The organism is Streptomyces cupreus, assembly GCF_014257025.1.
GTDB classification, from domain to species: domain Bacteria; phylum Actinomycetota; class Actinomycetes; order Streptomycetales; family Streptomycetaceae; genus Streptomyces; species Streptomyces cupreus.
The window spans coordinates 21032-34902 of the sequence record NZ_JACMSF010000043.1; the positions used below are offsets into that span (position 1 = coordinate 21032).

Genomic DNA, 13871 nt, shown 5'->3' on the forward strand with positions numbered 1-13871 from the left:
GTCCCGGGGCCGTCCCCGGCCGCCGGTCCATCAGTCGGACGCGAATGTGTCAGCCCGCGACGCGGCTGCGCCATCAGGCGGAGCCGTCCTCCGTGCGCCGCGGCGGGGCGTACGCGCCGAGGTAGTCCGCCCCGCGCCCCTGGTCGTACTGGACCTCCGCCGGAACCGGCTGCGCCTGTGCCTGGCGCAGGGCACGGCGGTAGGCGATCTTGTTGCGCAGCTTGATGACCCAGGTCGCCAGCACGGCCACGATGATCAGTACGAGCACGGTGTTCTGCGCCCAGTCGGGCAGGAACCACAGCAGGCTCTCGAAGATCTGGCTCTTGGCGGACGCCAGCGGCTGGCCTGTGGACATCGAACGTGTTCCCCTCCTGGTCCCGCCCCCTGCGGAACCGGAAGGATCTTATCGGGCGTCGAGCGCGTGTTCGCCCGCTTTTCGCATCGCGTCCAGCGGGGCCGGAGTGCGTCCCGTCATCTGCTCGACCTGGAGCACCGCCTGATGGACCAGCAGGTCGAGACCGCTGACGACGGCCCCGCCGAACATGGACCAGCGGGCCGCGAGTGCGGTGGGCCACGGCTCGTAGAGCACGTCGAACAGTGTCGCGGGCCGCTCCGGTACGGCGGCGGCGAGCTCGTCGGTCGTACCGGCCGGCGTGGTCGCGATGACCAGGGGCGCGCGGAGCGCCTCGGCGGCGTCCGCCCAGTCCGCCGTACGCACCTCGACGTCGAGTCGCTCGCCCCACTCCCGCATCTCCGCGGCGCGGGCGGCGCTGCGGACGTAGGCGACGACCTCGCCGGTGCAGATACGCGCGAGCGCGGCCAGCGCGGAGGAGGCGGTGGCGCCGGCGCCCAGGATCGCGGCGGAGCCGACCTGTTCGATGCCGCGTTCGCGGAGGGCGGCGACCATGCCGGGGATGTCGGTGTTGTCGCCGACGCGGCGGCCGTCCTCGGTGAACACCACGGTGTTGACCGCCTCGACCGAGCGGGCCGTCTCGCTGATCTCGTCGAGCAGCGGGATGACCGCCCGCTTCAGCGGCATGGTCAGCGACAGTCCGGCCCACTCCGGTCCGAGTTCGGCGAAGAACCCGGGCAGCGCGGCCTCGTCCACCTCGAACCGGTCGTACGTCCAGCCGGCCAGCCCCAGCTCCTCGTACGCGGCGCGGTGCAGCACCGGCGAGAGGGAGTGGGCGATGGGCGAACCGAGCACGGCGGCCCGGCGGGCGTCAGTGCCCTGAACTGTCATTGAACCTGTTCCTCAGTACTTGTTACCGCGACGCGTTGAACCGCTCGACCAGCTTCTCGTGTTCGGCGAGGGTCTTGGTGAACTTGCTGGTCTTGCCGTCCAGCGAGATGAAGTAGTACCAGCCGTCGTCCGTCGGGTTCAGCGCGCCCTTCAGCGCCTCTTCGCCGGGGTTGTCGATGGGGCCGGGCGGCAGACCCTTGACGAAGTATGTGTTGTACGGGTTGTCGTACTGCCTCAGCTCGGCGATCGACAGGTCGATCTTGCTCTGGTTCTTGATGTAGTTGTACGTGGAGTCGAACTCCAAAGACCCGTAGGTCTCGGGGTTGCCGGGCTTGAGGCGGTTGTAGACGACCTCGGCCATCTTGCGGAAGTCGTCGTGGCTGGTGCCCTCGGCCTGCGCCAGGCTCGCCACGGTGAGCAGCTCCCAGGGGCCGTCCAGGCCCAGGCTCTCCGCCTTCTTCTCCAGGCCGAGCTCCTCGTACTGCTCCGTGGCCCGGGCGACCATCTGCTTGAGGACGGCCTCGGGCTTCTGCCCCTTGGCCACCGGGTAGCTGGACGGGTAGAGGAAGCCCTCCAGGGGATCCTTGACGTTCTTGTGGTTCGTCGCCCAGTCGGGGAGGCCGAGGCTCTTCCACTTCTCGTCGGCGATCTCCGCTGTCGTGCCCTTGTCGAGTTCGAGACGCGAGTCGATCATCTCGTAGACCCGGACGTTGCGGGTGCCCTCGGGGATGATCAGGTTGTTCTGGCTCTTCGGGCTGAGCATCAGTTCGACCGCACTGTCGGCCGACATCTCCTTCTCCAGCGTGTAGACGCCGGCCTGGATCGTGTTGCCCTTCGGGTTCTGCTGCTGAGCGGCGACGAACGCGTCGACGCTCTTGACCACGCCCTTCGCCTTCAGCTCCTGGCCGATGGCATAGCCGCCGGCGCCCTTGGGAATCTCGACGGTCACCTGCTCGCCGTTGCCGCTGCCCGCGTAGTCCGGGGCGTCGCCGAAACGATCCTGGTAAAACTGGTACCCGAAATATCCGACACCGGCGACGCCGCCGCCGAACACCAGCAGGACCACCAGACAGGCGCATCCACTGCGCCGTTTCTTGCCCTTGCCGCCCCGGCCGCGCCGCTCACCGCGGCCGCGCCGGTCCCCCGGCTCGTCGTCGAAGTCGTCGTCATCGTCCCCGCCGCCACCCGCGAAGAAGGCGTGCTCACCCTGGTCGGGACCCGGGTCCCAGTCGGTACGCGGCTCCGGCTCGGTCTGTCGCCGGCTCGGCGGCTCCGGCGGCGGGTACGCCTCGGGCGTGCCGTAGTAGTCCGGCTGCTGCTCGCCATAGGCGGCGGCCTGCTGGTCGTACGGGTCCGAGGGGTCGGTGTACTGGACATGCGTATGCGTGCCGGTGCCCCAGCCGGTGTTGTCGTACCCCTGCTGACCCTGGCCCGGATACTGCTGCTGGTCGTACTGCTGCGGGTACTGCTGCTGCGCCTGACCGTATCCGGCCTGCTGGCCGGTGCCCCAGTCGCCGTACTGCGGCTGCTGCGGCTGCGGCTGCGGCTGCGGCGGATAGTGCTGCGGCTGGCCGCCGTAGGGGGACTGCCGGCCCGCGTCGGCCTGCTGTCCCTCCCATCCACCGTCCCCGTAGTACGGGTCCTCGGGATGCCACGGTTCGGAGCCCTGGCCCCGGCCATACTCAGTCATCGATCCCCTAGAGCCGCGAGGCGGCGGTCGCGCGGCGTCGAGCCCGGCTTCCGTTCCGCCTCTCTTTGTGCGGTGGCTGTTCGAACACCGCCGCATCGCGCGGAACGTTACCGTATCGCGATCAGATGACCACTTCGACGCCCTCGCCGGGTGCTTTACCTGACACCCGTTCGGATTCCAGTGCCTGCTGGAGGATGATCACAGCGGCTGCCTGGTCGATGACCGATCTGCCCTTTTTCGACTTCACCCCCGAGGCGCGCAGTCCTTGACTGGCCGTCACCGTGGTCATCCGTTCGTCCACGAGCCTCACCGGAACCGGCGCGATCATGCGGGCCAGTTCCTGCGCGAAGCCACGGACCTTGACCGCGGCCGGGCCCTCGCCCCCCTTGAGGGAGCGAGGGAGACCGACGACGACCTCGATCGGCTCGTACTCCTCGACCAGCTGCTTCAACCGGCGCTGTGCCGCGGGGATGTCCCGGCCGGGGACCGTCTCCACCGGGGTGGCGAGGATCCCGTCGGGGTCGCACGAGGCGACCCCGATCCGGGCGTCCCCGACGTCGATGGCGAGCCGACGTCCTCTGCGCATTACTTGGCCGTCTCCCCGACCAGGCGCTCCACGGCGTCCACGGCGTCACCGACCGCGGCCGGGTTCTGGCCGCCGCCCTGGGCGACGTCCGGCTTGCCGCCACCGCCGCCGCCGAGCGTCTTGGCGGCCGTACGGACCAGGTCGCCGGCCTTGAGGCCGCGCTCGCGGGCGGCCTCGTTGGTGGCGATGACCGTCAGCGGCTTGCCGTTCACCACGGTGAACAGGGCGACCACGACGGGCCGGCCGCCCTGGATGCGGCCGCGCACGTCGAGGACCAGCTTGCGCAGGTCGTCGGCGGTGGTGCCGTCCGGAACCTGGCCGGTGACCAGGGCGATGCCGCGTACGTCCTTGGCGGACTCGGCGAGACCGGCCGCGGCCTGGAGGACCTTCTCGGCGCGGAACTTCTCGATCTCCTTCTCGGCGTCCTTCAGCTTGCCGAGCATGGCGGAGACCTTCTCCGGGAGCTCCTCCGGACGGCCCTTGATCAGCTCCTGGAGCTGGGCGACGACCGTGTGCTCACGGGCGAGGAAGTTGTAGGCGTCGACACCGACGAGGGCCTCGATACGGCGCACACCCGAGCCGATCGAGGACTCACCGAGCAGCTTGACCAGGCCGAGCTGGGCGGTGTTGTGGACGTGGGTGCCGCCGCACAGCTCCTTGGAGAAGTCGCCGATGGTCACCACGCGGACCCGCTCGCCGTACTTCTCGCCGAACTCGGCGATGGCGCCCTGCTTCTTGGCCTCGTCGATGCCCATGACGTCGGCACGGACGTCCAGATCGCGGGCGAGCACCTCGTTGATCTTCTGCTCGACGTCGGTCATCACGGCCGTCGGAACGGCGGACGGCGAGCCGAAGTCGAAGCGGAAGCGGCCGGGCTGGTTCTCGGAACCGGCCTGGGCGGCCGTCGGGCCGAGGGCGTCGCGCAGGGCCTGGTGGGTCAGGTGGGTCGCCGAGTGGGCGCGGGCGATGGCCTTGCGGCGGAGGTTGTCGATCAAGGCCTGGGCCTTGGCGCCGACGGTGACCTCGCCGACCTGGACGACGCCCTTGTGGACGTACACGCCCGGCACCGGCTTCTGGCAGTCGCGCACCTCGATGACGGCACCGGAGTCCACCTTGATGCGGCCGGTGTCGCCGATCTGGCCGCCGCCCTCGGCGTAGAACGGGGTGCGGTCGAGGACGATCTCGACCTCGTCGCCCTCGGTGGCGGCCGGGGAGGAGACGCCGTCGACGAGGATGCCGACGATCGTCGACTCGCCCTCGGTGTCGGTGTAGCCGATGAACTCGGTCTCACCGGCGCTGTCGGCGATCTCGCGGTAGGCGCCCATGTCGGCGTGGCCGGTCTTCTTGGCCTGGGCGTCGGCCTTGGCGCGCTCCCGCTGCTCCTTCATCAGGCGCCGGAAGCCGTCCTCGTCCACGGACAGGCCCTGCTCGGCGGCCATCTCCAGGGTGAGGTCGATCGGGAAGCCCCAGGTGTCGTGGAGCAGGAACGCCTTGTCGCCGGCGAGGACGGTGCCGCCGGAGGCCTTGGTCTCGGTGACGGCGGTGTCGAGGATGTTGGTGCCGGCCTTCAGCGTCTTGAGGAAGGCGTTCTCCTCGGCGAGGGCGACCTTCTCGATGCGCTCGCGGTCGGTGACGAGCTCCGGGTACTGCCGGCCCATCATCGCGATGACGGTGTCGACCAGGTCCTTGACGACCGGACCGGTGGCGCCGAGCAGGCGCATGTTGCGGATGGCGCGGCGCATGATGCGGCGCAGGACGTAGCCGCGGCCCTCGTTGCCCGGGGTGACGCCGTCGCCGATGAGCATCACGGCGGTGCGCATATGGTCGGTGACCACGCGCAGGGAGACGTCCGAGGCGTGGGCGTCGCCGTAGGCCACGCCGGTCAGCTCGGTGGCCTTCTTGATGACGGCCATGGAGGTGTCGATCTCGTACATGTTCTGCACGCCCTGCAGAATCATGGCGAGCCGCTCAAGGCCGAGCCCGGTGTCGATGTTCTTGCTCGGCAGGTCGCCGAGGATCTCGAAGCTCTCCTTGCCGGTGCCCTCGCCCCGCTCGTACTGCATGAAGACGAGGTTCCAGATCTCCACGTACCGCTCGTCGTTGACGGCGGGGCCGCCCTCGACGCCGAACTCGGGGCCGCGGTCGTAGTTGATCTCGGAACAGGGGCCGCAGGGGCCGGGGACACCCATGGACCAGAAGTTGTCCTTCATGCCCAGGCGCTGGATGCGCTCCTTGGGCACGCCGACGACCTCGTGCCAGATCTGCTCGGCCTCGTCGTCGTCCTTGTAGACGGTGATCCACAGACGCTCGGGGTCGAGGCCGTAACCGCCCTTGTCCTGGGGGCTGGTGAGCAGCTCCCAGGCGAGCTTGATGGCGCCTTCCTTGAAGTAGTCGCCGAAGGAGAAGTTGCCGCACATCTGGAAGAACGTGCCGTGCCGGGTGGTCTTGCCGACCTCTTCGATGTCCGGCGTGCGCACGCACTTCTGCACGCTGGTGGCGCGGTCGAAGGGCGGCTTGACCTCGCCCAGGAAGTAGGGCTTGAAGGGCACCATGCCGGCCGGGACGAGGAGCAGAGTCGGGTCGTCCGCGATGAGCGACGCCGAAGGGACGACGGTGTGCCCGCGCTCCTCGAAGAAGCTCAGCCAGCGGCGGCGGATCTCAGCCGACTCCATCAGTGGTCCTCATTCCGGTTGTACGAGTACGTCGTGCTGTCGATGACGTACGTCTTCGGCTTGGTGCGGTTCTCGATCGCGGCGTGCCGCCGCGGCGCGGGCAGTTCGGGGCCCGCCTGGATGCCCAGCGCGTCCTCCAGCTCGGCCTCCCGCTGGGCCATGTTGTCGCGGACGTCGAGCGCGAAGCCCACCGCGCGGTCCTTGAGGCGGTTTCCGGCCTCCAGTGCCTTGTTGGCGGCCTGCGTGGCCAGGTGCTCGGGGGTCAGCTGCTTCAGTTTGCGGTTGACCTTGGTGGTGGCCCACACACCGGCCGCGACACCTGTGGTGAACCAGAAGGTACGGCGGAACATCGCTGGATCAGTCCCTCTTTCCACGGTTGTTCCGCTTGCTGCGCCGTGCGGCCGGAACCGTGCGGCCCACGATCACGGTACGTCGGGGTTCCTTGGCGGGCACGTCGTCCTTGCGGCCCGCGATCGCCCGCCGTACGCCGTAGCCGAAGGCCGCGACCTTGACCAGGGGGCCGCCGAAGGTGGAGGCCACCGTGGTGGACAGCGCGGAGGCGTTGGAGGTGACTTCCTGGACGTCGGAGGCGATGGAGTCGACCCGGTCGATCTGGGTCTGCGCCGAGCGCACCGCGGCGGAGGCGTCCGCCAGGAGCGGGACGGCCTGATCGGTCACGTCCGCGACCAGCTTGGTGGTCGCCCTGAGCGTCTGGGCCAGCCTCACCAGTGCCACGGCGAGGAAGGAGACCAGGATCGCCCAGAACACGGCCACCAGGATCCCGGCCACCTCTCCACCGGACACTGTTGCACCCGCTCCCTGAAACGTGTCTCAACATCGAAAGTCGTGGGTCGAGCCTATCGCGCCGGGCGTGGCGCTCCGTACCGCATTACCGCCCGCCGGACCCCGAGTTCGGCGAAGCGATTGTACGGACTGAATACGCTTCAGTACGCTCCGTATCCCATGCGAGATCGACAGCGTGAGGACACCCCGGTGGCGGGCAATCTGCCCTTGGAGCTCGACGCGTTCGTCGGGCGTACGGCCGAACTCGCGGGGCTGACCGAGGCGCTCGGCGAGACGCGGCTGGTGACGGTCACCGGGGTGGGCGGGGTCGGAAAGTCTCGGCTGGCGGCCCGTGCGGCCTCCCGGTGCGCGCCGTCGGACGGGGTGTGGCGGGTGGAGTTGGCGCCGGTGCGCGATCCGGCGTGCGTCGACCACGCGGTCGTGGCGGCGCTGGGACTGACCGACCACACCACCCGCCCGGCGCGCGAGACGCTCCTGTCCCATCTCGCCGAACGTCAACTCCTGCTGCTCCTGGACGGGTTCGAGCACCTGGTCGACGCCTGCGCCGAGCTGGTGACCGAGCTTTTGTGCCGGGCGCCGGGGCTGAAGGTGCTCGCGGTGGGCCGCAGACCGCTGTCGGTGCAGGGCGAGAAGCTGCTCCCGCTGACGCCGCTCGCCGAGGACGAGGCGGTCGAGCTGTTCGCGGCCCGGGCCGCACTGCACGGGATCCAGGTCGCCGGCGATGACGACGTACGAGAGCTGTGCCGACGCCTCGACGGGATTCCGCTGGCGGTGGAACTGGCGGCCGGGCGGCTGCGGGCGCTGTCCCCGGGGCAGTTGCTGGTCCGGCTGGACGACCGGTTCCGGCTGCTGACCCGGGCCGGCGGGGACTCGCCGTGGCGTCATCGGACGCTGCGCACGGCGATCGGCTGGAGCCATGAACTGTGCACGCCCGAGGAGCGGTTGCTGTGGGCGCGCCTTTCGGTGTTCGCCGGGCGCTTCGATCTGGAGGCCGTGGAGTACGTGTGCAGCGGGCACGGTCTGCACGCCGACGACGTCCTCGACGTGCTCTCGGAACTCCTCGCGCAGTCGGTGGTCTCCCGCGAGGAGACCGACTCGGGCGTGCGCTACCGCATGCTGGACACGGTCCGGGCCTACGGCGCCGACTGGCTGGCGGCGACCGGTGACGCGGAGCGGCTGCGGCGCCGGCACCGCGACTGGTACCTGGGCCTGGCGACCTGGTGCGAGCTGGACTGGTTCTCGCCGCGCCAGGCGGAGCTCGCCGCGCGCGTGGAGGCGGAGCTGCCGAATCTGCGCAGCGCCCTGGAGCACTGTCTGTCCGAGCCGGAGGAGGCACATCTGGGCCAGCTCCTCGCGGGCTCCCTGTGGTTCTGCTGGGCCGGCTGCGGCCGCCTCTCGGAGGGCCGGCACTGGCTGGACCAGGCCGTGCAGCTGCACTCCGGCCATGAGCAGTCCCGGCTCAAAGCCCTGTGGGTGCTCGGCTATGTGGCAGTTCTCCAGGGCGACACGCTCGCCGCGCTGGCCGCGCTGCACGAGTGCCGTGAGGAGGCGGAGCTGTCGGCGAACCCCACCGCGACGGCCTACGCCGAGCACCGCACCGGTTGCCTGGCCCTGGTCAGCGACGACATGCCCCGTGCTGAAACGCTGCTGCGCTCGGCGCTGGCCCGCTACCAGGAGATCGGCGAGCTCAACAGCAACGTCCTCATGGGCCAGGTGGAGCTCGCGATGGCCCGGGCCTTCCAGGGCGATCTGGAAGAGGCGGAAGTGCTGTGCGAGGACGTGCACCGGGTGTGCGAGGACCACGGCGAGCGCTGGGCCCGGTCGTACGCGCTGTATGTGCTGGCGTACGCGGCCTGGCGGGAGGGCGATCAGGGCCGTGCGCGCGAGCTGCTGACCGACTGCCTGGCCGCCGCCCACTCCTTCCGCGACCTGCTCGGCTCGGTCCTCACGGTGGAGCTGCTGGCCCTGGTCACCGCGACGGAGGGCGACGCGGCGGAGGCGGCGGTGCTGCAAGGGTCGGCCGACCGGATGTGGCCGCCGGTGGGGCTGCCGCTGTTCGGCTCGGCGTACTTCAACGCCCCGCACGAGCTGTGCGAGGCGATGACCCGGGAGCGGCTGGGCGATGAGCGGTACGAGGAGTGCGTACGGGCGGGTGCGCTGCTGGACCGGGAGGCGGCGGTGGGCCGGGCGCTGCGCCTCGGGCGGCCGACGGCCACGGCGCTGGAGGCGCTGCCCGCGCCGCGCGAGCCCCTGCGGCACTCCAAAGTCACCCTCGACATGCACGAACCCGCCGCCTCGCCCACCCGGAAGGGCGGGGAGACGGCGGGCTGACGCGCAGGTGGTGCTACGTCCGCTGAAGGATCAACGGGCGTAGTACTCGACGACGAGCTGCTCGTCGCAGATCACCGGGATCTCCTTGCGGTTCGGCTCACGGTCCAGGCGGAACGCCAGGGCCTTGAGGTTCACCTGGAGGTAACGCGGGGTCTCACCCTCGGGGGCGAAGCCGCCCTCACGGGCGATCGAGAAGAGGGTCTTCTCGCGGCTGCGCTCGCGGACCATCACGACGTCGTCGGGACGGACGCGGAACGACGGCTTGTCGACCTTCTGGCCGTTGACCTCGATGTGGCCATGAACGACCATCTGACGGGCCTGGTAGATGGTGCGGGCGATGCCCGAACGCAGGACCAGGGCGTCGAGACGACGCTCAAGCTCGATGATCAGGGCCTCACCGGTCTTGCCCTGAACCTTGGAGGCACGCTCGTAGGCGCGGACGAGCTGGCGCTCGGACACGTCGTACTGCGCACGCAGACGCTGCTTCTCCAGCAGACGGACCTTGTAGTCCGAGTTCTGCTTGCGGCCACGGCCGTGCTCACCCGGCGGGTAGGGACGGGCCTCGAAGTACTTGACGGCCTTCGGGGTCAGCGCGATGCCGAGGGCACGCGACTTCTTGACCTTGGGGCGGGACTGGTTCGCCACTTGTTTCTCATTTCCTGGTTTTCGGCTTGTCAGGGTTGAGGGAGGTCGCATCCGCAGCCGGGGAAACCCGCCGGGTCCACGAGGGACCTGTCGGGCAGCCGCTCCCCTGGTCTGGGCACATACGTGCAGCACGCGAGTGGCCCACCGACCTCTTCCGTCGTACGACGAGTGGTGGTGGGCTGCCCGCGACACCGATCGACGGTGCGCGACGCTCCTGGAGTCGGTCCGAGGACCGGGTCTCCGGCTGACCGTCCCGTTCTGACTGCACGGGACACAGCACTTCAAGGCATTCTACAGGCTGCTCAGGACCGCTTGCGACCGAGGTGCTTCCTGGTCCACTCCACCGCGTCCGCGTACCGCGCCTCGGCGCCGTGCCGGGTCGGGGTGTAGTACTCGCGGTCCTTGAGGGCGTCCGGGGCGTACTGCTGCTCGGCGATGCCCTCGGAAAGGTCGTGCGGATACACATACCCCTGCGCGTGCCCGAGCTTGGCGGCGCCCTTGTAGTGGCCGTCGCGCAGATGCGGCGGCACGGGTCCGGCCAGTCCCTTGCGTACGTCCTCCATGGCGGCGCCGATGGCGGTGGTCGCGGAGTTGGACTTCGGGGCCAGGGCGAGGGCGATGGTGGCGTGGCTGAGGGTGAGGGCGGCCTCGGGGAAGCCGATCATGGCGACGGCCTGGGCGGCGGCGACCGCGATGGGCAGGGCGTTCGGATCGGCGAGGCCGATGTCCTCGCTGGCCGAGATCATCAGGCGGCGGGCGATGAAGCGGGGGTCCTCGCCGGCCTCGATCATCCGGGCCAGGTAGTGCAGGGCCGCGTCGACATCGGAGCCGCGAATGGACTTGATGAGGGCGCTCGCCACGTCGTAGTGCTGGTCGCCGTCGCGGTCGTACTTCACCGCCGCCCGGTCGACCGTCTGCTCCAGTGTCCCGAGGCTGATCTCGCTCTCGCCCTGGTCCAGGGCGGCTCCGGCCGCGGCCTCCAGGGCGGTCAGGGCGCGGCGGGCGTCGCCGCCGGCGATGCGCAGCAGGTGGGCCTCGGTGTCCTCGGGCAGGGTGACGGCATCCCTGAGGCCCCGCTCGTCGGAGAGGGCGCGCTCGATGAGGCCTCGCACGTCGTCGTCCGTGAGGGGTTCGAGGGTGAGGAGGAGGGAGCGGGAGAGCAGGGGTGAGATCACGGAGAAGTACGGGTTCTCCGTCGTCGCCGCGATCAGGGTCACCCAGCGGTTCTCGACCGCCGGGAGCAGGGAGTCCTGCTGTGCCTTGCTGAAGCGGTGGATCTCGTCGAGGAAGAGGACGGTCTCCTTGCCGAAGCCGCCGGTGGCGCGGCGGGCGCCGTCGATGACCGCGCGGACCTCCTTGACTCCGGCGGTGATCGCGGACAGTTCCACGAAGCGCTTGTTGGTGGCCTTGGAGACGACGTACGCGAGGGTCGTCTTGCCGGTGCCGGGCGGGCCCCAGAGGATCACCGAGGAGGGTCCGGCCGGGCCGCCTCCGGACTCGCCGACCAGTCTGCGCAGCGGTGAGCCCGGCTTGAGCAGGTGCTGCTGGCCCACCACCTCGTCGAGGGTGCGCGGGCGCATCCGGACGGCCAGGGGGCTGGCGGTCGGGTCCTTCTCCTGGCGTTCTTCGGCTGCGGCGGTGAACAGGTCGGGCTCCACGCTGAAACCCTAAATCACCGCACTGACAATGCCCTCGGCGCTGTCAGCTGGTCCAGAAGTCCCACCAGCGGGTCATGATCAGGATGCCGATGACGCCGATGTGCAGCACCGGCAGGACCCAGGTGAACTCGCTGAAGAAGCCCTTCAGCCGGCGCGGTCCTGGCAGGAAGCCGTTGCGCACGTTGAACGAGGTCACGTACCAGAACATGATGATCGTCGCGACCCAGGCGAGCGAGCACCACAGGCACAGGGCTCCGATGCGGTACAGCGACTGGAACTGCAGCCAGGTGCAGAAGCCGACGCCGAAGAGGGTGCCGGCGTTGAAGGTGAGCCAGTACCAGCACGGGAAGCGGGCGCGGGCGAGCAGGCTGACGCCGACGCAGATGACGATGCCGTAGGCGACGAGGCCGAGCATCGGGTTGGGGAAGCCGAAGACCGAGGCCTGGTCGCTCTCCATGACGCTGCCGCAGGAGACGACGGGGTTCAGGCTGCACCCGGGGACGAAGGTCTTCCCCTCGACCTTGGCCTCCAGCAGCTTGAACTTGTCGATCGTGATGACCCACGCGGCGAGCAGTCCGGCCGCGCCGGTGATCACCAGCATCAAGGCGAATGCGCGACTGCCGCCCATCGCGCGCGACACCTCGATGGTGCGCTCCGGCTCGGGCTCGGTGGAGACGTCCTTGACTGTCGTCTTGCTCATCACGCCGATTCCGTCTGCTTGAGAGTTGGACCTTCTTCGAGCAGGGGCCATTGTGCCGCACCAGGACCCCTTTCCACCGTTCGGTGGACATAAGGACGGCCGCCCCATCGACCCTGAACGCTCGGTTCCGGCCAGTTCGGAGCGGACCCGGCGGACGGCACGCGTGCGTGGCACTCAGGCGCCGGAATCGCCCGGCAGGACGAATCCGCACCCGCCGCATTGACGGTCCACCCCTTCAGGCGCCGGGTACCCGGCGCCTGAAGGGGTCCCGGTCAGCCGAGTCTCGACTCCAGTTCCGCCACGATCTCGTTCACGCCGATCGGCGTCTGCTCGCCGGACTCCATGTCCTTGAGCTGGACGACGCCCTCGGCGAGGTCGCGTTCACCGGCGACGACCGTGTAGCGGGCGCCGCTGCGGTTGGCGTTCTTCATGGCGCCCTTGAGGCCCTTGGCGCCGTAGGAGAAGTCCGCGGCGATGCCGACCTTGCGCAGCTCGGTCACCTTGGCGAACAGGACCCGGCGGGCCTCCTCGCCGAGCGGAACCGCGAACACGCTGGTCGTGGAGGGGAGTTCGAGCTCGACGCCCTCCGCCTCCAGCGCGAGGACCGTGCGGTCGACGCCGAGGGCCCAGCCGACGGACGGCAGCGCGGGGCCGCCGATCATCTCGGACAGACCGTCGTAGCGGCCGCCGCCGCCCACCGCGGACTGGGAGCCCAGACCGTCGTGGACGAACTCGAAGGTCGTACGCGTGTAGTAGTCCAGGCCGCGCACCAGCTTCGGGTCGTCCTCGAAGGAGACGCCGGCGGCCGTGATCAGCTCGCGGACCTCCTCGTGGTACGCCTTGCAGGCGTCGCAGAGGTAGTCGCGCAACAGCGGCGCGTCCCCGAGCTGCTTCTGGACCGACTCGCGCTTGTCGTCAAGGACGCGCAGCGGGTTGATCTCCGAACGGCGCAGGGTGTCCTCGTCGAGGTCCAGGACGCGCAGGAAGTCCTGCAGCGCGGCCCGGTAGACCGGACGGCACTCCTTGTCGCCCAGGCTGTTGAGCAGGATCCGGAAGTTGCTCAGGCCCAGCGAGCGGTACGCCTGGTCCGCCAGGATGATCAGCTCGGCGTCCAGCGCCGGGTCCTCCGCGCCGATCGCCTCGGCGCCGACCTGCGAGAAGTGCCTGTAACGGCCCTTCTGAGGGCGCTCGTAGCGGTAGTACGAGCCGGAGTACCAGAGCTTGACCGGGAGGTTGCCTGCCTTGTGCAGATTGGCCTCCAGCGCGGCGCGCAGCACGGACGCCGTGCCCTCGGGGCGCAGCGCGAGCTGGTCGCCGCCCTTGGTCTCGAAGGCGTACATCTCCTTGGTCACGATGTCGGTGGACTCACCGACACCGCGCGCGAACAACTCGACGTTCTCGAAGCCGGGCGTCTCGATGTAGCCGTAGCCGGAGTTGCGCAGCGGGGCGGCGATGGCCTCGCGGACGGCGAGGAACTTGGCGCTGTCCGGCGGGATCAGGTCGTACGTGCCCTTGGGGGCCTTGAAGGTGCTCACGGAAGGT

12 protein-coding genes are annotated in these 13871 nt (G+C 69.7%); 1 reads left to right on the forward strand and 11 read right to left on the reverse strand.

The annotated features are described in order from the left end of the window. Positions 1-73 precede the first annotated feature (73 nt). From H4N64_RS31365 to H4N64_RS31395, 7 genes are all read right to left on the reverse strand, one after another. Positions 74-355 carry a hypothetical protein gene (locus tag H4N64_RS31365; protein WP_186285817.1) on the reverse strand — a complete coding sequence of 94 codons (282 nt, stop codon included), beginning with the start codon at positions 353-355 and terminating at the stop codon, positions 74-76. A gap of 48 nt (positions 356-403) precedes the next feature. Further along, positions 404-1243 carry a shikimate dehydrogenase gene (locus H4N64_RS31370; RefSeq protein ID WP_186285818.1) on the reverse strand — a complete coding sequence of 280 codons (840 nt, stop codon included), beginning with the start codon at positions 1241-1243 and terminating at the stop codon, positions 404-406. A 22-nt stretch (positions 1244-1265) separates the two neighbouring features. Next, complete coding sequence (gene mltG, locus H4N64_RS31375) at positions 1266-2933, reverse strand: endolytic transglycosylase MltG (RefSeq protein WP_186285819.1); 1668 nt, start codon at positions 2931-2933, stop codon at positions 1266-1268. Between the two features lie 121 nt (positions 2934-3054). Then, positions 3055-3519 (reverse strand): Holliday junction resolvase RuvX, encoded by a 465-nt coding sequence (gene ruvX, locus H4N64_RS31380; protein ID WP_186285820.1) that lies wholly within the window; start codon positions 3517-3519, stop codon positions 3055-3057. Beyond that, the gene (gene alaS / locus H4N64_RS31385; protein ID WP_186285821.1) at positions 3519-6191 is read right to left on the reverse strand and encodes an alanine--tRNA ligase; all 2673 of its coding nucleotides are present in this window, start codon (positions 6189-6191) and stop codon (positions 3519-3521) included. The genes ruvX and alaS overlap by 1 nt, the downstream gene beginning before the upstream one ends. Further along, positions 6191-6541 carry a hypothetical protein gene (locus H4N64_RS31390; protein ID WP_186285822.1) on the reverse strand — a complete coding sequence of 117 codons (351 nt, stop codon included), beginning with the start codon at positions 6539-6541 and terminating at the stop codon, positions 6191-6193. The genes alaS and H4N64_RS31390 overlap by 1 nt, the downstream gene beginning before the upstream one ends. A gap of 7 nt (positions 6542-6548) precedes the next feature. Further along, positions 6549-6995, reverse strand: a complete 447-nt coding sequence (locus H4N64_RS31395; RefSeq protein ID WP_186285823.1) for a DUF948 domain-containing protein — start codon at positions 6993-6995, stop codon at positions 6549-6551. 159 nt (positions 6996-7154) lie between these two features. Between H4N64_RS31395 and H4N64_RS31400 the strand changes: the two genes are divergently transcribed. Continuing rightward, positions 7155-9326, forward strand: coding sequence for an ATP-binding protein (locus H4N64_RS31400; protein ID WP_186285824.1), 2172 nt, complete (start codon positions 7155-7157; stop codon positions 9324-9326). A gap of 30 nt (positions 9327-9356) precedes the next feature. Here the strand turns inward: H4N64_RS31400 and rpsD are convergent, their stop codons facing one another. The 4 genes from rpsD to hisS all read right to left on the reverse strand — a co-directional run bounded on the left by rpsD (position 9357) and on the right by hisS (position 13864). Continuing rightward, positions 9357-9971: a 30S ribosomal protein S4 gene (gene rpsD, locus H4N64_RS31405; protein WP_015661793.1), complete on the reverse strand. Its 615-nt coding sequence runs from the start codon at positions 9969-9971 to the stop codon at positions 9357-9359. A 302-nt stretch (positions 9972-10273) separates the two neighbouring features. Continuing rightward, positions 10274-11629, reverse strand: coding sequence for an AAA family ATPase (locus H4N64_RS31410; protein ID WP_186285825.1), 1356 nt, complete (start codon positions 11627-11629; stop codon positions 10274-10276). Positions 11630-11672: 43 nt separating this feature from the next. After that, positions 11673-12329, reverse strand: a complete 657-nt coding sequence (locus H4N64_RS31415) for a vitamin K epoxide reductase family protein (protein ID WP_186285826.1) — start codon at positions 12327-12329, stop codon at positions 11673-11675. Positions 12330-12601: 272 nt separating this feature from the next. Then, positions 12602-13864 (reverse strand): histidine--tRNA ligase, encoded by a 1263-nt coding sequence (hisS, locus tag H4N64_RS31420; RefSeq protein WP_186285827.1) that lies wholly within the window; start codon positions 13862-13864, stop codon positions 12602-12604. Between the last annotated feature and the right edge of the window lie 7 nt (positions 13865-13871).